We start from the raw sequence: 18,077 nt of genomic DNA, 5'->3' as shown, positions 1-18,077 counted from the left end.
CCGGAGACGGCCCGCCGGTGCACCCCCCGTACGGTGGTGGGGTGCACCGGTTTCTCCTGACCCCGCGCTGGTGGGGGATCAACGTCTTCGTCGCGCTCGCCATCCCCTTCTGCCTGTTCATGGGCACCTGGCAGCTCGGCCGGTTCGAGGACCGTGTCGGCAGCCACCGGGAGGCGACCGCCGAGCGCCCCGCCGACCAGCCGGCCGCGCCGCTGGACTCGCTGCTGCCGGTCGACACGAAGACCTCCGGACGGCTCGCCTCGGCGAGCGGCGAGTACGGACGGCAGCTGCTGGTCCCGGACCGGGAGGTCGACGGGAAGAACGGCTACTACGTCCTGACGCTGCTGCGGACCGACACCGGCAAGACCGTCCCCGTCGTACGGGGCTGGCTCCCGGGCACCCCCGATCCGGCGAAGGCCCCGGCACCGCCGACCGGGCGGACCGAGGTGACGGGAGCCCTCCAGGCCTCCGAGAACTCCGGGACCAAGGGCGTGCACGCGCAGGGCGGACTGCCGGCCGGGCAGGTCGGGGTGATCGGCGCGGCCACGCTGGTCAACCTGGTGCAGGACCCGCTCTACGACGCCTGGCTGACGGTGCAGACCCCGGCGGACGGGATGATCCCGGTGCCCGCCAAGGCCCCCCTCAACACCGGGCTCGACCTGAAGGCCTTCCAGAACCTCGGCTACACCGGCGAGTGGTTCGTCTTCGTCGCCTTCGTGCTGTTCATGTGGTTCCGGCTCTACCGCCGCGAGGTGGAGACCCTGCGCGACGCCGAGGCCGGACTGCTCCCGGCGGCCGCGCCCGCGTCGGCCGGAACCGCGTCGGCCGGGGCCGCCGTGGCCCCCGGGGCCGCCGCCGCTACGGCGCGGCCTGCGGAATGATGCCCGTCCGGTAGACCGTCCCCCCGCACGCGTCCGCGATGGTGGTCCGGGTCACCGGATCCCCCGCGGCGGGGGTGTGCGACACCGCAACGCCCGCACCGCCCTGCGCGCCGGTCCGCAGCTCCTGGCCCCCGGCCGCGTCGGCGCCCGCCGCCGCACCGGCGGCCGCAGACCCGGCGCCCTCCGGTTCCCGGGCCGGGGTCTGCGCCTCGCCGCCCTGGGCCGGCTTGGACGACGGGCCGGGGCTCGCCGCCGGGCAGGACTGCGCGGACGGCACCCAGGCGAAGCGCACCTCGTACGCCCCGTTCGGCTCCAGGACCAGCGCCGGGGCCTCCGCCGACGGGTCGGGCAGCAGCCCGCTCGCCGGGTCCCCCGCCGTATGGCCCGTCACCGTCACCCCGGGCGCCCGGGCGGGCGGCGGGGTCACGGGGAGCGCGACCGCCGTCACCGTGTCCGGGCCGGTGACCGTACAGCCCCGGGCGGAGACGTTGGTGACCTTGAAACTGCCGAGCACCCTGCCGTCGGACTCGGGGGCGCGGGCGCTGCCGGCCACCCCGAGCTGTCCGGCGGTGCAGGCCGGCACCCCGGGGGCGGCGCCCGCCGGGGGCTGCGGTCCGTTGCCGGCGCCCGTCGTGGTGCCCGCGGTGGCCCCGGCGGTGGAGCCGCCCGCCACCGCCGCGCCGGAGGGGGAACCGCTCGTCCGGGGGGACGCGGCCGCGCCGGCGCCACCGGTCTCCCGGCCCGTGCCGGGGGTCCTGGCCGCCCTCGGGGCGCCGCTGTCCCCGTCGCCCGAGCCGTTCTGACGCGGCGAGGAGGTGCCGCCGGCGGCGCCGTCCCGGGCCTCGCCGTGACCGGCCATCGCCGAGTGCCCGGCGGCCGCGCCCTGGTCCGTGCCCAGGTGCAGGGCGGCCGGGATCACGGTACCGGCCAGCAGGGCCACCGCGGCCGCGCCGACGAGGGCCTGGCGTTTGCGGGCCCGGCGGGCGGGCACCGCGTGGCGCAACCGCTCCAGGGCGCCCTCCGAGGGCTCCAGGCCCCCCACGGCTCCGGCCAGCAGGTCGCGCAGGCCCTGTTCGTCGGGGGCCGGGCGCCCGGGCGGACCCGGCGGGTTCTTCTCGTCGTCGCTCATGACTGCGCGGCCTCCATCGCCACCCTCAGCGCGGCAATGCCCCGCGATCCGTACGCCTTGACCGAGCCGAGCGATATGCCGAGCGTCTCGGCGACCTGGGCCTCCGTCATGTCCGCGAAGTACCGCAGGACGAGCACCTCGCGCTGGCGGCGCTGGAGTCCGCGCATCGACTTGATCAGGTCGTCGCGCTCCAGCTGGTCGTACGCCCCTTCCTCGGCGCTCGCCATGTCCGGCATGGGCTTGGACAGCAGCTTGAGACCGAGGATGCGGCGGCGCAGCGCCGAACGCGAGAGGTTCACGACGGTCTGGCGGAGATAGGCCAGTGTCTTGTCCCGGTCTCGCACCCGGTTGCGGGCCGAGTGGACGCGGATGAAGGCCTCCTGCACCACGTCCTCGCAGGAGGCGGTGTCGTCGAGCAGGAGGGCGGCCAGGCCCAGGAGGGAGCGGTAGTGGGCCTGGTAGGTCTCGGTGAGGTGGTCGACCGTCGTGCCGGCCACGACCGGCCGCGCGCCGTCGGCGGCGCCCGCCGCCGCGCCCGCGGTCCCTGCGGCAGCGGTCCCTGCGGCGGCGGTCCCTGCGGCGGGCGCGCTATCGCGGGGCGAGGGCACGCGGCCGCCCCGGGTCGGCAGAACGGACGGCGCGGTGGCCGGAACGCTCGCCGGCGGGATGGGCACGATCACCGGAAGACCACCGGGCCCGCCGGGGTCCGCGGACACACCGGTACGACGGCGCGACGCAGCGATCCCGGTGCGCGCCGGTAGGACGGACCACTCCAACAGTGCCTCTGCCACGCCCGTTGGACACCCGTCCCCCCGTCAGGGTTGTACGCGTGCGGCAGAGTAACCAGCAATTTCCCCATTGCCTTCATGCGTAACCGCTCTTCCCAATTGCCCCATTTATCCAGACGGCAGTCGGGCCATCACCTTGATCAAGGGATCGATGCCGATCCTACAAAGCGAATTACGCGAATTCACCCGCGATCAGTTCCGAGATCTGAGTGGCATTCAGCGCGGCGCCCTTGCGCAGGTTGTCCGCGCACACGAAGAACTCCAGGGAACGCGCGTCGTCGAGCGAGGCCCGCACCCGTCCCACCCACGCCGGATCCGTACCGGCCGCGTCCGCGGGCGTGGGGAACTCCCCCGCCGCCGGATCGTCGACGAGCACCACTCCGGGCGCCGCCTCCAGGATCTCCCGGGCGTGTGCCGCGGCCACCTCCCGCTCGAAGCGGGCGCGCACGGTCAGGGAATGCCCGGTCAGCACGGGAACCTGTACGCAGGTCACGGCGACCGGCAGCGCCTCCAGCCCCAGGATCCGCCGGGTCTCCGCCCGTACGGCCAGCTCGTGCGAGGACCAGCCGTCCTCGCGCAGCTCCCCGGACCAGGGCACCACGTTCAGCGCGAGCGGGGCGGCGAAGGGGCCGGTGTCCTCTCCCACGGCCCGGCGCACGTCCCCGGGCTGCTCCCCCAGAGAGGTCCCGGCGACCAGCGAGAGCTGCCGGCGCAGCGCCTCGCTGCCGGCCCGGCCCGCCGCGCTGGCGGCCTGGTACGAGGAGACGGCCAGCTCGGCCAGCCCGTACTCGGCGTGCAGCGCGCCCAGGGCCGCGATCATCGCGGCGGTGACGCAGTCCGGGCCCGCGACGATGCCGCGCGGCCGGGTCCGTACGGCACCGGCGTTCACCTCGGGCACCACCAGGGGCACCTCGGGGTCCTCCCGGAACGCGGCGGACTGGTCCACCACGACGGTGCCGCGCGCGGTCACGGCGGGGGCCCAGCGCGCGGAGACCGCCGCCGGGGTCAGGAACAGCGCGACGTCGCCCGCGCCGAAGCCGTCGAAGGCGTCCTCGGTGAGGGCGAGCACCTCGGTCTCCTGCCCGCGGACGGCCAGCACGCGGCCGGCCGAGCGCGGTGAGGCGATCAGGCGGATGTCGCCCCAGACGTCCGCCCGCTGGGACAGGATCTGGAGCAGGATCGTGCCGACCGCTCCGGTCGCCCCGACCACGGCGAGCGCCGGGCCGGAGGACCGGGGCGCCGTCATCGTCCGGTGCCTCCGTAGACGACGGCCTCGTCGCTGTCGGAGTCGAGTCCGAAGGCCGTGTGCACGGCGCGGACGGCCTCGTTGACGTCGTCCTGGCGGGTGACGACCGAGATGCGGATCTCGGAGGTCGAGATCAGCTCGATGTTCACGCCCGCGTCGGACAGCGCCTGGAAGAAGGAGGCGGTGACGCCCGGGTTCGTCTTCATGCCCGCGCCGACCAGGGAGATCTTGCCGATCTGGTCGTCGTAGCGCAGCGAGTCGAAGCCGATCTGGCCCTTCGCCTTCTCCAGGGCTTCGATGGCCTTGTGGCCCTCGGCCTTGGGGAGGGTGAAGGAGATGTCCGTCAGGCCCGTGGAGGCCGCCGACACGTTCTGGACGATCATGTCGATGTTGATCTCGGCGTCCGCGATGGCGCGGAAGATCGCCGCGGCCTCGCCCGGCTTGTCCGGGACGCCTACGACGGTGATCTTGGCCTCGGAGACGTCGTGAGCGACTCCGGAGATGATGGCGTGCTCCACCTGCTCGTCCCCTTGCGAAACGTTGGGATTCTCGTTGCTGACCCAGGTGCCCGGCAGCCCGGAGAACGACGAGCGCACGTGGATCGGAATGTCATAGCGGCGGGCGTACTCGACGCAGCGGTGCAGCAGCACCTTGGAACCGGAGGCCGCCAGCTCCAGCATGTCCTCGGAGGAGATCCAGTCGATCTTCCGGGCCTTCTTCACGACGCGGGGGTCCGCGGTGAAGACGCCGTCGACATCGGTGTAGATCTCGCAGACCTCGGCGTCCAGCGCCGCGGCCAGCGCCACGGCGGTGGTGTCCGAGCCGCCCCGGCCCAGGGTGGTGATGTCCTTGGAGTCCGCGGACACCCCCTGGAAGCCCGCGACGATGGCGATGTTGCCCTCGTCCAGCGCGGTGCGGATCCGGCCCGGCGTCACATCGATGATGCGCGCTTTGTTGTGGACGGAGTCGGTGATCACGCCTGCCTGGCTGCCGGTGAACGACTGGGCCTCGTGGCCCAGGTTTTTGATCGCCATGGCCAGCAGGGCCATGGAGATCCGCTCTCCGGCGGTCAGCAGCATGTCGAATTCGCGCCCCGCCGGCATCGGAGATACCTGCTCGGCGAGATCGATCAGCTCGTCCGTAGTGTCGCCCATCGCGGAAACCACGACGACCACCTGGTGGCCGTTCTTCTTGGCATCCACGATCCGCTTGGCGACGCGCTTGATGCCCTCGGCATCGGCTACGGAGGAGCCTCCGTACTTCTGCACGACAAGGCCCACGTGCGCTCCTCGCTCGGTCCGTCTCATTGCGTGTGCAGTGTAACGAGCGGTCGGGATCCGACCGCCTCGTACCACATCATGAGACGAAAAGATCAGCGTTCCGGTTGCCCCGCGGAGCGCTTCCGCGGGGCTTCCGGCGCCCGCGCGGCTACTTGCGGCCGAGCTGTCCGAGCTCCTCCGCCATGACCAGCCCGGCCTGCTCCGCGAGCTCCTCCTCGGTCAGGTCCTCGTCCGTGTCCAGCCCGTCCAGGGCCGCCAGGGGCTGGTCGAGACGGACGTGCGCGATCAGCGACTGGAGGGCGCGCAGGGTCGCCGAGGCCGTCGGACCCCAGTTGGTGAAGTACGAGAACTGCCACCACCACAGCGCCTCGGTGATCCGGCCCGCCTGGTGGTGGATGAGCCCGTGCCGCAGGTCGGCGACCACGTCGGCGAGGTCGTCGGAGATCCGGTGCGCGACCGGGGCCTTGCGGGGTTCGTACGGGTCGAAGACCTCGGAGTAGACGTCGACCGGCTCCAGCATGACCGCGAAGCGCTCGCGCAGGTCGTCCACGTCCGGCTCCGGGCCCAGGTCGGGCTCGTAGCGCTCTTCGGGCAGGACGTCCTGGTACGCGCCCAGCCGGCCGCCCGCCAGCAGCAGCTGGGACACCTCCAGGAGGAGGAAGGGCACCGCGCTGTCCGGGTCCTCGCCCTTGGCCACCTCGGTGACCGCGACGATGAAGGACTCGATCTGGTCCGCGATCGAGGCGGCGAAGTCGTCCGGATCCTGTCCCAGGGCGTGCAGCGTTGCGTCAGACATCGAGAAGTCGCCTTCCTTCAAAGGCCCGCCCGAGCGTGACCTCGTCCGCGTACTCCAGATCTCCCCCGACGGGGAGCCCGCTGGCCAGGCGGGTGACCTTCAGGCCCATGGGCTTGATCATGCGGGCGAGGTAGGTCGCGGTCGCCTCGCCCTCCAGGTTCGGGTCGGTCGCGAGGATCAGCTCGGTGATCGTGCCGTCCGCCAGCCGCGCCAGCAGCTCGCGGATCCGCAGGTCGTCCGGACCGACGCCCTCGATCGGGCTGATCGCTCCGCCCAGGACGTGGTACTTGCCCCGGAACTCACGGGTCCGCTCGATCGCGACGACGTCCTTCGGCTCCTCCACCACACAGATGACCGTGGTGTCGCGCCGCGGATCGCGGCAGATCCCGCACCGCTCCTCCTGCGCGACGTTCCCGCACACCGCGCAGAACCGGACCTTGTCCTTGACCTCCAGCAGCGCGTGCGCGAGGCGGCGGACATCGGCCGGTTCGGCCTGCAGGATGTGGAAGGCGATCCGCTGCGCGCTCTTGGGCCCGACGCCGGGCAGCCTGCCCAGTTCGTCGATCAGGTCCTGGACCACGCCTTCGTACAACGGACTGCCTTCTCTCTGTGGATCTTCTGGGGTTCGGTACTAGAACGGGAGGCCGGGGATGCCGCTGCCGCCGCCCAGGCCCTGGGCCAGCGGCCCCAGCTTCTGCTGCTGGAGCGTCTGCGCGTTCTCGTTGGCCGCCTGGACCGCCGCGACCACCAGGTCGGCGAGGGTCTCGGTGTCCTCCGGGTCCACGGCCTTCGGGTCGATCACCAGCGCCCGCAATTCACCGGAACCGGTGACGGTCGCCTTCACCAGACCGCCTCCGGCCTGGCCCTCGACCTCCGCCAGAGCCAGCTCCTCCTGGGCCGCGGCGAGGTCCTGCTGCATCTTCTGGGCCTGCTGAAGCAGCTGCTGCATGTCGGGCTGGCCACCACCGGGAATCACAGGTACTCACTCCTACGTCACGAAGACCTTCGGGAACGCTCGGTCAATCCGAGCCTACGTGCTCCCCGGGCGCCGCGCCCTACGCCGGGAGGACCAACTCTTTCGAGTGAGAGTCGGGGCGTGCGCGTACCCGTTGGAGGGCTCCGTGCGGGCGGAAAACCCGGGATTCGTTGTCCATCGCGTGTCATTCGAAGGTAGGAAGAGCATGTGCACCATTGCGCACACGCGCACCACGAGATGTCAGCGCAGGGCAGAGGGAGTGCCGGGTGAGTCAGCCGGAGATGCAGCCCGAGGGGCCACCCCGGGATCCCGCGGAGGACGGCGACGGCGACCTGACCGGCCGGCCGTTCCCCCTCGGGGACTGGGGCGAACCCGCCGAGCGGCTCGACGAGCTCTACCGGCGGGTGGAGGCCGACGCGCTGCGCACCGCCGAGTGGTACCTGTCCGACCGGGCGTGGAAGCGCCGGGGCGCGCGGACCCTGCGGGTGGGCGCGGCCGCGGGCGCCGTCGCGGGCGCCGCGATGCCGCTGCTGGAGCTGACGGGCTCGGCGCCGGGCGTGGCCTCGTACGGGTACCTGTCCCTGCTGCTGGCCGCCGCCTGCCTGGCCTGCGACCGGTTCTTCGGGCTGACCTCGGGCTGGATGCGGGACGTCGCCACCGCCCAGGCGGTGCAGCGGCGGCTGCAGACCCTCCAGTTCGACTGGGCCTCGGAGAACGTCCGCGAGGTGCTCGGTCCGACGGAGGGCACGGCGAGCGAGGCCGCGGAGCGCTGCCTGACGGTGCTGCGCCGCTTCTCCGAGGACGTCACGGAGCTGGTGCGCTCGGAGACGGCGGACTGGATGGTGGAGTTCCGTTCGGGACCGGCGCCGCTGGTGATGCAGTCCCTGGCCGGCTCCGCCGCGCGTCCGGACGCGTACGTGCCCCCGGCGCGGTTCCCGCTGCCCCCGGGCACCCGCCCGAACATGCCGCGCCAGCGGCCGCCGGAGCAGCCCAGGTGAGCTGCCGCCGGGCGGCGCGGCCCGTACGGACCGCGCCGCCCGGACCGGTCAGCTGAAGATGATCATCGAGCCCTGGCCGAGGCTGCGCGTCGCCGCCGCGTGCAGGCCCAGCCACACGTGCCGCTCCCGCGCGAAGGGACTCGCGTCGTACGGGATCGGCCCCGCCGGCTCCTCCAGCGACGTCGGCCGCCCCGGCGGCGCGGGCGCGGCCGGCGGGTTGCCCGGGTCGATCCCGATCGCGGGAGCCACGAAGGCCAGCTCCCGCAGCAGCCCCTGCGCCGACCCCAGCGGCCCGCCCCCGGCCAGCAGCTCCTCGTTGGACAGCGGAGCCGGGAAGTCCACCGGGACGTACGCCCCGGCGTGGTCGTAGTGCCACACCAGGTGCGACTGCTGCGCCGTCGGCTCGAACATCTCCAGCAGCTGCTCGTAGTCCCCGCCCAGCTCGTCCACCGGCGTCACCGGCAGTCCGCAGATCTGGAGCAGGTACGCCCGCCGCAGGAAGTGCAGGGCGTCGTAGTCGAAGCCGGCGACCGGGGCCACGTCCCCGCTCAGGCCCGGCATGTAAGCGAAGACGGGCACCGACGGCAGACCCGCCTCGCCCAGCGCCTTGTCGTACGAGGCGATCTCTTCCGCGAAGGGGTTGTCGGGGCTGTGGCACAGCACGTCGACAAGGGGGACCAGCCACAGGTCACAGGCCACGCGGGCTCCGATCAGTCGTTGCCGCCGATCCGGCCAGAGTAGTGCGCCGGACACCCTCCGCGAAGGGGTGCGCAGAACCCGTGACGAGCACGGGGGCGGCGGACCGGGCCTCAGAGCCCGGCGGCCCAGTCCAGCCCGTGCTGGTTGTAGGCCCGCACGAGACGGCGCACCTCGTCCGGGTCGGACAGCGTCACGGCGTCCACCAGCTCGTTGTGCCCGTCCCACAGCGCGCTCCGCAGCTCCGGCGCCCCTTGGAGGTGGGGGACGGAGAAGACCCAGCACTGGACCCGGATGCGGTGCAGGAACTCCGATATGTAGATGTTGCCGACCAGCCCGCTGAGCTCCCGCCAGAACCGCAGGTCGTAGCCGATCAGCACTTCGAGGGACCCGTCGCGCACGGCCCGCCGGGCCTCCTCCGCGCGGCGCCGTACCGACACCAGCATCTCGGCGGCACCGGGGGCGACCCCGCGCTCGACGAGCCGGCGGAAGACCCCGTCGAGGATCAGCGTCCGGGCCTCGATCATGTCCCGGAAGTCGTCGACGGTGTACGTGCGCACCCGGAAGCCCCGGTGCTGCACGGACTCCAGCAGTCCCTGCGCCGAGAGGTCGACCAGCGCTTCGCGCACCGGGGTCGCCGAGACCTCGTACTGCTCGGCGATCTGCTTGACCGTGAATTCGGTCCCCGGCGGCAGGCGCCCCGCCAGCACTTCGTCGCGCAGCGCGTCCGCGATCTGCTGCCGAAGGGTGTTGCGGGTGACAGCTCCGCTTCCGCTGCCTGGCATAGGGGTCCGTCTCCTCCGTAGATCTTCGGACACCTTAGGCCAGGCAGCGCGGCCGAAACCGATCGGTTTCATCGCCGTTATACGGATGTACCGATCGTTATGCGGACGATTAGCCACCCAGGGTGTGGCGGTCCGCCACCGTCAGCGCCTCGCCGAGGAGGGCCAGACCCTCCTTGGCCTCGGCTTCCGTGACCGTGCAGGGCGGGACGACGTGCGTCCGGTTCATATTGACGAAGGGCCACAGTCCGGACGCCTTGCAGGCGGCGGCGAATTCGGCCATCGGCGCGTTCGCGGCGCCCGAGGCGTTGTACGGGACGAGCGGCTCGCGCGTCTCCTTGTCCCGTACGAGTTCCAGGGCCCAGAAGGTGCCCAGACCGCGCACCTCCCCGACGGACGGGTGGCGCTCGGCGATGTCGGCCAGTCCGGGGCCGATCACCTGGGACCCGATGCGGGCGGCGTTGCCGACGACGTCCTCCTCCTCCATCGCGTTGATCGTCGCGACGGCGGCGGCGCAGGCCAGCGGGTGCCCGGAGTAGGTCAGGCCGCCCGGGTAGGGGCGGGTGGCGAAGGTCTCGGCGATGGCGCCGGAGATGGCGACGCCGCCGAGCGGCACGTAACCGCTGTTCACGCCCTTGGCGAAGGTGATCAGGTCGGGGGTGACGTCCCAGTGCTCGACCGCGAACCACTTGCCCGTGCGGCCGAAGCCCGACATGACCTCGTCGAGGATGAAGACGATCCCGTACCGGTCGCAGAGCTCGCGCACGCCGGCGAGGTAGCCGGGCGGCGGGGTCATGATGCCGGCCGTGCCCGGCACTGACTCCAGGATGATCGCGGCGACGGTCTGCGGGCCCTCGAAGGCGAGGGTGTCGGCGAGGTGGGCGAGCGCGCGCTCGCACTCCTCGGCCTCGGTGACCGCGTGGAAGGGCGAGCGGTAGAGGAACGGGCCCCAGAAGTGCACGACGCCGGCGGAGGCGGTGTCCGAGGGCCAGCGGCGCGGGTCGCCGGTCAGGTTGATCGCGGCGGCGGTGGCCCCGTGGTACGAGCGGTAGGTGGAGAGCACCTTCTGGCGGCCGGTGTGCAGCCGGGCCATCCGCACGGCGTTCTCGACGGCCTCGGCGCCGCCGTTGGTGAAGAAGATCTTGTCCAGGTCCCCGGGGGTGCGCTCGGCGATGAGGCGTGCGGCCTCGGAGCGGACGTCCACGGCGAAGCCGGGCGCGAGGGTGCAGAGCCGGGCGGCCTGTTCCTGCACGGCCGCGACCACCTTGGGGTGCTGGTGGCCGATGTTGGTGTTGACCAGCTGGGAGGCGAAGTCGAGGAAGCGGTTCCCGTCGTAGTCCCAGAAGTACGAGCCCTCGGCCCCGGCGACGGCCAGCGGGTCGATCAGGGCCTGGGCGGACCACGAGTGGAAGACGTGCGCGCGGTCGGCGGCCTTGACGGTCGCGCCGGTGACATGAGGGGTCATGTCGTCACGCTAGAAGTGCGCAGGTCGGAAGGGATATCGGCGGACTGTATGGGGGTGGCGTCCCGCCCTCGGCAGTCTGTCGGCCGCCCGGGCCATCATTGACAGGACACTCCCATGATGACAGCCTGTTGTCATATCTCGCGGTCGGCTCCTCCCCTTGCCCCTTCGCCCCGCCCCTTCCCCTCCTCACTCCGCTCCGGAGGCGATCACCATGAACGAGACCCCGAACGAGAACCCGAACGAGGCCCCGGCTCAGGCCACGGCCCCGCACAAGCCCGTCCACCTCGCCGTCTACGACACCTACGCGGACTGGGAGACCGGCCACGCCACCGCGCACCTCGCCCGGCGCGGCCGTGCGGTCCGTACGGTCGGCCTCGCCGCCGGGCAGCCGGTCACCACCATGGGCGGGCTCCGCGTCCAGCCCGACCTGGCCCTGGCGGACCTGCGTCCCGAGGACTCCGCGCTGCTGATCCTCACCGGCGCCTCGCTCTGGGACACCGGTGACGGCCTGGCTCCCTTCGCGGCGAAGGCCCGCGCCTTCCTGGCGGCCGGGGTGCCGGTCGCGGCGATCTGCGGGGCCACGGCGGGCCTGGCCCGCGAGGGGCTGCTCGACGGACGCGCACACACCAGCGCCGCCTCCTTCTACCTGGCCCAGCAGCCCGGGTACGGGGGCGCGGAGCGGTACGTGGAGGCCGACGCCGTCACCGACGGCGACCTGATCACGGCCGGGCCGACGGAACCGGTGGCCTTCGCCCGCGAGGTCTTCGCCCGGCTCGGCGTGTGGGAGCCGGAGGCACTGGACGCCTGGTACCGGCTCTTCCACGACTCCGACGCGAGCGCGTACCCGGTGCTGATGGCGGCGGAGGCCGGCGGTGCCTGACGCGCGGCCGCAGCCGCTGTCCCTGCGGGAGCGGCAGGACCTGCTGAGCCGGACCGCGCTCGGCGCCTTCCGGCTCAACGGCCAGTTCCTCGGCGTCTCCGAGGAACTGGCCCGCCCGGCCGGGCTGACGGCGGCGTGGTGGCAGGTGCTGGGCGCGGTGCTGCACGAGCCGCTGCCCGTCGCGGGCATCGCCCGATCCATGGGCATCACCCGGCAGAGCGTGCAGCGGGTGGCCGACCTGCTGGCCGCCAAGGGCCTCGCCGAGTACGCCCCGAACCCGGCGCACCGGCGCGCGAAGCTGCTGCGCCCGACCGGCGAGGGCCGCGCCGCCGTCGCCCGCATCAACCCGGGGCACGCGGCCCTGGCGACCCGGCTGGCCGCCGAGCTCGGTGACGAGGCCCTCGCCGAGACGGCGCGCGTCCTGACCCGCCTCTCCGAGGCCCTCGACGCGATCACCGACGCGGTCACCGACGCCCCGGTCTGAGCGCACCGCTCTGAGCGCCCCGGGGGCGGCACGGGCCGATTGTGTCGAAGTCAATAAGCCTGCAAGCAAAGCTTGTTACGTGCGAGGAGCCCGTCGCACACTGCGGCACATGGAGCCGTTGAAGGTAGTGGCACGACTGTGGGAGCGGATCGAGGCACGCGACTGGGACGGCGTGGCCGGGCTCATCGCCCAGGACGCCGTCATCGAATGGCCGGTCAGCGGCGAGCGCATCGTGGGCAGGGCCAACTTCGTCGCCGTGCTCCGTGACGAGTCCGACGGCTCCGACGCCCCGGGCGGCTCGGGGGGCTTCGGCGGGTCGGGCGGCTTCGGCGGCGGCGGCTCCGCCGACGAACGGCCCCTCGGCAGGGTCGAGGTCCTGCGCATCCTCGCGGACGGGGACCTCGTCGTCACCGAGGTGGAAATCCCCGAAGAACACGTCCTCTACCGGGCGGTTTCCCTGTGGACCGTGCGCGACGGGGAGATCGTCGGCGCCCGGGAGTACTGGACCAGCCCTGGACAGGACCCCGCGCCTCGCTGGAGGGCCGTTTACGTCGAGCCGCTGGTGGCAGACTGAGCCACGTGCTCACGCAACTCGCCGCGGCGACCGGCGTCTTAGGCCTGCTCACCCTCGTACCCGGACCCGACATGGCCGTCGTCACCCGGCGGGCCGTCTCGCGCGGACGGGCCGACGGGCTGCGCACGGTCGGCGGGATCGCCGCCGGTCTGCTGCTCTGGGGCGCACTCACCGTCGCCGGGCTCGCGGCGCTGCTCGCCGCGTCCGCCGAGGTGTACCTGGTGGTCAAGCTCGCGGGCGCGGCGTACCTGTGCTTCCTCGGCATCCAGTCCCTGCGCCGCCCGGGCGCCGGCGTGGACGGCGCCGCGGAGGGGGACGCCCTCCCGGAGCGCCGCGGCGGCGGCGGTGCCTGGCGCACCGGGCTGGTGAGCAACGCCCTCAACCCGAAGATCGCCGTGTTCTACACCGGGCTGCTCCCCACCCTCGCCCCCCGGGGTCTGGGCCCGGCGGCGGGGATGGCGCTCCTGGTCCTGGTGCACGTCCTGCTCACGCTGCTCTGGCTGGGCACGTACGTGTACGTCCTCTCGCGCGCCCGGCAGTTCTTCACGCGGCCGCGCGTCCGGCGGGCGATGGACCGGGTGACGGGCATCGTCCTGATCGGTTTCGGAGTGCGCGTCGCGACGTCCGCGGCCTGACCCGGCCGGGGCATGACCGGCCGGGTCAGGCCGGCCGGGTCAGGCCGGCCGGCCGGAGGCGTAGCGGGCGAGCGTGGTCTCCACCGCCTGCTCGACGGCGTAGCGGACGTCGGATGCCGCGGGGTTCCAGTCGGTCAGCAGCATGCGGGGCCACAGGACGTAGTTGGCGATCATCCCGAGGAATTGGTTGGCCGCGCTCTCGGCGTCCGGGACGTCGGCGTTACCGGCCTCGTGCTCCGACTCCAGGTAGTGCTGGACCGAGATGAAGTAGGGCAGTTTGCCGAGCTGGAACTGCATCCGCCCCAGTTCGGGGAAGCGCGGCAGTTCGGCGATGACGATGCGGAACAGGGCCCTCATGGCGGGCCGGCCGATCAGTTCGGCGTAGCGGTGGCCGATGGAGGTCAGGCCGGAACGCAGGTCTCCGGCCTGAGGCCGCGCGACGGCGCCCGCCGCGTCGCGTTGCCAGGACTCGGTGACGATGGCCTCGAAGAGGGCCGCCTTGGTGGGGAACTGCTTGAACAGGGTGGACTTCGAGACGGCCGCCTCCTCGGCGACGCGGGCGAGGGAGGTCCCGTCGTAGCCGCGGTTCAGGAAGAGGTCCGTGGCTGCGGAGACGATCGCCTCTCGCTTCTGCTGGGCGAGACGGCGGTGATGCGGGGAGAGCTCTGCTGCCATGCGTGAAGTATGCCGTGAGTCCGAGGCGAGTCACTTGACTCGCCTCTGTGGGCGTGCCTACGCTGCCACCGCATGGCGAGTCGACCGACTCGCATCTATTGGCCTTGCCCGTCCTTCCGGGGCAGTGCGACGAAAGAGCAGGCGATGACAGCCGACAAGATCGCTTTGGTGACGGGTGCGAACCGTGGTCTGGGCCGGAGTGCGGCTCTTGCGCTGGCGGCGCGCGGGGTGCGGGTCGTGGTCACCCATCGCGGAGATGTGGCCGGGGCCGAGGAGACGGCGCGGCACGTGCGCGCTGCGGATGGGACCGCCGCCGTCGTCCGTCTCGACATCAGCGACATCCCCTCTTTCGGAGCCTTCACTTCCGAGCTGAGCGCACTGCTCGAGCGCTGGGGGGCCTCGCGGCTCGACATCCTGGTCAACAACGCGGGGGTGGGTGTCTTCGGCATGCTGGAGGACGTCACGGCCGACGACTTCGACACGGTGTTCGGCACGAACGTGCGGGGCACGTTCTTCCTCATCCAGTCGCTCGTGCCGCTGCTGGCGCAGGGCGCCCGGATCATCAACGTCTCGTCGTCGTTGACCCGCCACACCAGTCCCGCGACCGCGGTCTACTCCGCCTCGAAGGCCGCCGTCGAGGCTCTGAGCCGCACGCTGGCCGCAGAACTCGGCCCCCGGGGCATCCGGGTCAACTCCATTGCCCCGGGGCCGACCGCCACCGACTTCAACGGCGGTGCCATGCGGGATGACGCCGGTCTGCGCCAGGACCTGGCCGGGCAGACCGCGCTCGGCCGCGTCGGCGAACCCGAGGAGATCGGCGACGCCATCGCCGCGCTGGCGTCCGAGGACCTGCGCTGGATGACGGCCCAGCGCGTCGAGGTCTCCGGCGGCATCCTCCTCTGACCGGCCGGGCGAGCCCGGGCCGGGCCGCGCCGCGCCGGGTGGCTCCTGCGAGGGATCCGGCCCCCTACCGGAGGAGGGCGTCGAGCTCCTCGGTGATCGCGGTGCGCAGTGCGTCGTGGCGGGGCGCCAGTGCGTGGCGTTCGCCGCGCCAGCACTCCTCGTCCTCGTAGCGCCAGACCGGCATGCGGACCAGGTCGTCGGGCTCCCACGCGTAGCGGGGCCAGATGTGCGTGTGGAGGTAGGGGTCGGTGTTGCCGAGGATCTCGATGTTCACGCGGCGGAAGGCCGGGTCGAGGCGGGCGCAGGCGCGCTCGACGGCTTCGGCGAACCGCTCCAGGTCGCTCAGGTAGGCGAGCCGGCGCGCGCGGGGCAGGTCGGAGAGGCGGGTCACGGCGGGATCGTCGGTCAGCAGCACCGCGTACCCGGGGAGGAACTGCCGGTCCCCCATCACCGCGAAACCCGCGTCGAGGCGGCGCAGGACGGTGGGGTTCTCGCCGCGGTGGGCGCTGCCTATGCGGTCGCTCCGCCAGTCGTTCACGTTCATCCCCTCACCCTAAGGCGCCCTGCGACCAGGGGATTTGATGGCTCTGAGGTAGGGGCCGTCATACCTGGGAGCTACCCGGGAAGTGCGCTCCGGAGCGTGACGCCGACGAGGGGGGCTTCTTCCTAACTTCGGTGTGAGAGCGGGCGAGTGCCCGCTCCCCCGCCGAATCCGAGGAAGAGGAAACCGCCATGAGCGCTGGCAGCCGCATCCGCCGCACCCTGCTGGCCGGCCTCGTCGCCGCCGCCGTCGTGGTCCCCGTGAGCGCAGCCGCCTCACCGGCGGTCCCGGCCCCCGCACCGGCGGTCTTCGCCGCGTCCGCGAGCACGCAGAGCCGCTACGCGGCAAACCTCTCCGCGATAGCCGAGGCGGCCCGGACCGCCCGCGAAGCGGGGTACCCGGGACGGGCCGCGTCGCTGCGGGCGATGACGGCCGCCTCGCCGGGCGGTGACGGCGCCGAGGCGCGGTTCCTCGCCTTCGACGGCCGCGGCGGAGGCCGTGCCGTCGAGGTGTTCGGCGATCTGGACACGGCCGACCGGGTCGCCGTCCTGGTGCCCGGCTCGGATACGACGCTGGACACCTACCAGCGCTTCCGGGACGGCGCCGTCTCCCTCCAGCGGCGTCTGCGGGCGGAGCATCCGCGCTCGGCGGTGGTCGCCTGGCTCGGGTACGAGACTCCGGGAACGGTGAGCACCACCGTCCTGACCACCGGCCGTGCCGACACGGCTGCCGCCGAACTGGCGCCGTTCCTCGCCTGGTTGCGGGGTACGGTTCCGGCCGGAGCCCGGGTGTCGCTGCTGTGCCACTCGTACGGCTCGGTGGTCTGCGCCCGGACCCGAACGGGGCCCGGCGTGAGCGACGTCGTCCTCTTCGGCAGTCCGGGTACGGGAGCCTCCTCCACGGCCGGACTGCCGACCTCGGCCCGGGTATGGGCCGGGCGGGGCGGCGAGGACTGGATCGGCGGCGTCCCCCACGTCCGCTTCGCCGGGCTCGGGTTCGGTACCGACCCGGTGGATCCCGCCTTCGGCGCCCGGCCCTTCGCGGCCGGCGCCGCCGGGCACAGCGATTACCTGAAGCCCGGCACGGAGTCCCTCGGCTCCCTGGCCCGCATCGTCATCGGTGGGGAGGCCTCCCGTGGCTGAGCTCCGGTCCGGCTGGGCCGCCCTCGCCGACCGCGTCGACCGGGCGACCCCGGCCGGCCGGGACCGGTCCGTCGACGCGCTGCGGGCCTTCGCGATCCTCGGCGTGGTGCTCGGCCACTGGCTGGTCACCGCCCTGACCGCCCACGACGGCGGCCTGCACGGCACGAGCCCGCTGGCCTCCATGCCCTGGCTGGCCCCGGTGTCCTGGGTGTTCCAGACGCTGGCCGTCTTCTTCCTGGTCGGCGGGCACGTCGCCGCCCAGGGATACGCCTCGGCGCGGGCCCGCGGGGTCCCGTACCGGATCTGGGTGGGACAGCGCCTCGGGCGGCTGTTCCGTCCGGTGACGGCGGTACTGGCGCTGTGGGCCGTCGTGGCGGGCGGGCTGCTGCTCGGAGGCGCCGGGATCGAGACCGTACGGACCCTGCTCAAGCTGGTGTGGTCCCCGCTCTGGTTCCTGCTGGTGTTCGCCGCGCTGACCGCGGCCACTCCGCTCGTCGCCCGGCTCCCTCCGGTGGGGCCCCTGGCCGTGGTGGCCGGGGTGGACCTGTGGCGGTTCGGCCTCGGTGGGCCGGCCTGGATCGGCTGGGTCAATGTCGCCGCCGGCTGGCTCGTGCCCTACACCCTCGGCGCCGCCTGGTCCCGGGGCGCGTTCACCCGGCGCCGGACGGCCCTGATGCTGCTGGGCGGGGGCGCCGCCGCCACCGCCGGGCTGACCCTCTGGTGCGGGTACCCGGCCTCCATGGTGGGGGTGCCGGGGGCGGCCGTGTCGAACCTGAACCCGCCGACGCTGGCCGCCGCCGCCTTCGGCCTGGCCCAGTGCGGGCTGGCCCTGCTGCTCCGCGAGCCGCTGGCGCGGGCCATGCGCAGACCTCGGACCTGGGCGAAGGTGGCCCTGCTGAACCTCTCCGCGATGACCGTGTTCCTCTGGCACCAGACCGCGATGATGTCCGTCACCGCCCTGGGGCTGCTGTTCTCCACCGATCTGCCCGGGCTGCACACGGCCCCGGTGTCGGCGGTCTGGCTCGCCGAACGGCTGCTGTGGCTGCCGCTGTTCGCGGCCGCGCTGGCCGTCTGCTGGGCCGGGTTCCGCGTCCACGAGCAGCCCCGCCGGGCGCGTGCCCCGCGTACGGGCGGGTCCGTGGTGGCGTCGAGGGCGCCGCTGCCCCGGGCCCCCCGGTTCGAGGAGGCCGGCCGTGCCTAGGGTGA

At 73.0% G+C, this 18,077-nt stretch carries 21 protein-coding genes; 9 read left to right on the top strand and 12 right to left on the bottom strand.

The features are described 5' to 3' along the window. The first annotated feature begins 41 nt into the window (after positions 1–41). Positions 42–881 (top strand): SURF1 family protein, encoded by an 840-nt coding sequence (locus ACGFXC_RS15180; RefSeq protein ID WP_393712897.1) that lies wholly within the window; start codon positions 42–44, stop codon positions 879–881. On the opposite strand, the gene ACGFXC_RS15175 is transcribed toward ACGFXC_RS15180, so the two are convergent. The 7 genes from ACGFXC_RS15175 to ACGFXC_RS15145 all read right to left on the bottom strand — a co-directional run bounded on the left by ACGFXC_RS15175 (position 859) and on the right by ACGFXC_RS15145 (position 7,096). Beyond that, the gene (locus tag ACGFXC_RS15175; RefSeq protein WP_393712895.1) at positions 859–2,010 is read right to left on the bottom strand and encodes a hypothetical protein; all 1,152 of its coding nucleotides are present in this window, start codon (positions 2,008–2,010) and stop codon (positions 859–861) included. The genes ACGFXC_RS15180 and ACGFXC_RS15175 overlap by 23 nt on opposite strands. Beyond that, positions 2,007–2,753 carry a SigE family RNA polymerase sigma factor gene (locus ACGFXC_RS15170; RefSeq protein ID WP_393713196.1) on the bottom strand — a complete coding sequence of 249 codons (747 nt, stop codon included), beginning with the start codon at positions 2,751–2,753 and terminating at the stop codon, positions 2,007–2,009. The genes ACGFXC_RS15175 and ACGFXC_RS15170 overlap by 4 nt, the downstream gene beginning before the upstream one ends. Positions 2,754–2,970: 217 nt before the next feature. After that, positions 2,971–4,044, bottom strand: a complete 1,074-nt coding sequence (locus ACGFXC_RS15165; protein WP_393712893.1) for an aspartate-semialdehyde dehydrogenase — start codon at positions 4,042–4,044, stop codon at positions 2,971–2,973. Beyond that, positions 4,041–5,324, bottom strand: coding sequence for an aspartate kinase (locus ACGFXC_RS15160; RefSeq protein ID WP_393712891.1), 1,284 nt, complete (start codon positions 5,322–5,324; stop codon positions 4,041–4,043). The genes ACGFXC_RS15165 and ACGFXC_RS15160 overlap by 4 nt, the downstream gene beginning before the upstream one ends. 148 nt (positions 5,325–5,472) lie before the next feature. Next, positions 5,473–6,120, bottom strand: a complete 648-nt coding sequence (locus ACGFXC_RS15155; RefSeq protein ID WP_362125561.1) for a DUF5063 domain-containing protein — start codon at positions 6,118–6,120, stop codon at positions 5,473–5,475. Beyond that, positions 6,113–6,712, bottom strand: a complete 600-nt coding sequence (recR, locus tag ACGFXC_RS15150; protein ID WP_393712889.1) for a recombination mediator RecR — start codon at positions 6,710–6,712, stop codon at positions 6,113–6,115. Before recR ends, ACGFXC_RS15155 begins: the two co-directional genes overlap by 8 nt. A gap of 39 nt (positions 6,713–6,751) precedes the next feature. Then, complete coding sequence (locus ACGFXC_RS15145) at positions 6,752–7,096, bottom strand: YbaB/EbfC family nucleoid-associated protein (protein WP_351815493.1); 345 nt, start codon at positions 7,094–7,096, stop codon at positions 6,752–6,754. A 266-nt stretch (positions 7,097–7,362) separates the two neighbouring features. On the opposite strand from ACGFXC_RS15145, the gene ACGFXC_RS15140 reads away from it, so the two are divergent. After that, on the top strand, positions 7,363–8,094 hold the full coding sequence (locus ACGFXC_RS15140) for an SLATT domain-containing protein (RefSeq protein WP_393712887.1): 732 nt from the start codon (positions 7,363–7,365) through the stop codon (positions 8,092–8,094). A 48-nt stretch (positions 8,095–8,142) separates the two neighbouring features. On the opposite strand, the gene ACGFXC_RS15135 is transcribed toward ACGFXC_RS15140, so the two are convergent. From ACGFXC_RS15135 to ACGFXC_RS15125, 3 genes are all read right to left on the bottom strand, one after another. After that, on the bottom strand, positions 8,143–8,793 hold the full coding sequence (locus tag ACGFXC_RS15135; protein ID WP_393712886.1) for a hypothetical protein: 651 nt from the start codon (positions 8,791–8,793) through the stop codon (positions 8,143–8,145). A gap of 110 nt (positions 8,794–8,903) precedes the next feature. Further along, complete coding sequence (locus ACGFXC_RS15130) at positions 8,904–9,575, bottom strand: GntR family transcriptional regulator (RefSeq protein ID WP_393712885.1); 672 nt, start codon at positions 9,573–9,575, stop codon at positions 8,904–8,906. 109 nt (positions 9,576–9,684) lie between these two features. Then, on the bottom strand, positions 9,685–11,037 hold the full coding sequence (locus tag ACGFXC_RS15125; RefSeq protein ID WP_393712884.1) for an aspartate aminotransferase family protein: 1,353 nt from the start codon (positions 11,035–11,037) through the stop codon (positions 9,685–9,687). Positions 11,038–11,248: 211 nt separating this feature from the next. On the opposite strand from ACGFXC_RS15125, the gene ACGFXC_RS15120 reads away from it, so the two are divergent. From ACGFXC_RS15120 to ACGFXC_RS15105, 4 genes are all read left to right on the top strand, one after another. Next, a complete protein-coding gene (locus ACGFXC_RS15120; RefSeq protein WP_393712882.1) occupies positions 11,249–11,917 on the top strand; it encodes a DJ-1/PfpI family protein in 669 nt (222 codons plus the stop codon). Next, positions 11,910–12,401: a MarR family winged helix-turn-helix transcriptional regulator gene (locus tag ACGFXC_RS15115; protein WP_393712881.1), complete on the top strand. Its 492-nt coding sequence runs from the start codon at positions 11,910–11,912 to the stop codon at positions 12,399–12,401. The genes ACGFXC_RS15120 and ACGFXC_RS15115 overlap by 8 nt, the downstream gene beginning before the upstream one ends. A gap of 109 nt (positions 12,402–12,510) precedes the next feature. Then, positions 12,511–12,975: a nuclear transport factor 2 family protein gene (locus ACGFXC_RS15110; protein ID WP_393712879.1), complete on the top strand. Its 465-nt coding sequence runs from the start codon at positions 12,511–12,513 to the stop codon at positions 12,973–12,975. A 5-nt stretch (positions 12,976–12,980) separates the two neighbouring features. Beyond that, positions 12,981–13,610, top strand: a complete 630-nt coding sequence (locus ACGFXC_RS15105; RefSeq protein WP_393712877.1) for a LysE family translocator — start codon at positions 12,981–12,983, stop codon at positions 13,608–13,610. Positions 13,611–13,649: 39 nt separating this feature from the next. Here ACGFXC_RS15105 and ACGFXC_RS15100 read toward each other — a convergent pair whose 3' ends face one another. Next, complete coding sequence (locus ACGFXC_RS15100; RefSeq protein WP_393712875.1) at positions 13,650–14,285, bottom strand: TetR/AcrR family transcriptional regulator; 636 nt, start codon at positions 14,283–14,285, stop codon at positions 13,650–13,652. 144 nt (positions 14,286–14,429) lie between these two features. Between ACGFXC_RS15100 and ACGFXC_RS15095 the strand changes: the two genes are divergently transcribed. Continuing rightward, complete coding sequence (locus tag ACGFXC_RS15095) at positions 14,430–15,188, top strand: SDR family NAD(P)-dependent oxidoreductase (protein WP_393712873.1); 759 nt, start codon at positions 14,430–14,432, stop codon at positions 15,186–15,188. Between the two features lie 64 nt (positions 15,189–15,252). On the opposite strand, the gene ACGFXC_RS15090 is transcribed toward ACGFXC_RS15095, so the two are convergent. Continuing rightward, entirely contained in the window at positions 15,253–15,732 is a 480-nt protein-coding gene (locus ACGFXC_RS15090; protein WP_393712871.1) for an HIT family protein, read from the bottom strand. A gap of 188 nt (positions 15,733–15,920) precedes the next feature. Between ACGFXC_RS15090 and ACGFXC_RS15085 the strand changes: the two genes are divergently transcribed. Both ACGFXC_RS15085 and ACGFXC_RS15080 read left to right on the top strand, forming a co-directional pair. Beyond that, positions 15,921–16,871: an alpha/beta hydrolase gene (locus ACGFXC_RS15085; RefSeq protein WP_393712870.1), complete on the top strand. Its 951-nt coding sequence runs from the start codon at positions 15,921–15,923 to the stop codon at positions 16,869–16,871. Continuing rightward, positions 16,864–18,072: an acyltransferase gene (locus ACGFXC_RS15080; RefSeq protein WP_393712868.1), complete on the top strand. Its 1,209-nt coding sequence runs from the start codon at positions 16,864–16,866 to the stop codon at positions 18,070–18,072. Before ACGFXC_RS15085 ends, ACGFXC_RS15080 begins: the two co-directional genes overlap by 8 nt. Positions 18,073–18,077: the final 5 nt, after the last annotated feature.

This window comes from Streptomyces sp. NPDC048507, from assembly GCF_043199995.1.
Taxonomy (GTDB): domain Bacteria; phylum Actinomycetota; class Actinomycetes; order Streptomycetales; family Streptomycetaceae; genus Streptomyces.
The sequence above is the reverse complement of the archived record's forward strand: the minus strand, read 5'-3'. Positions and strand labels throughout refer to the sequence as shown.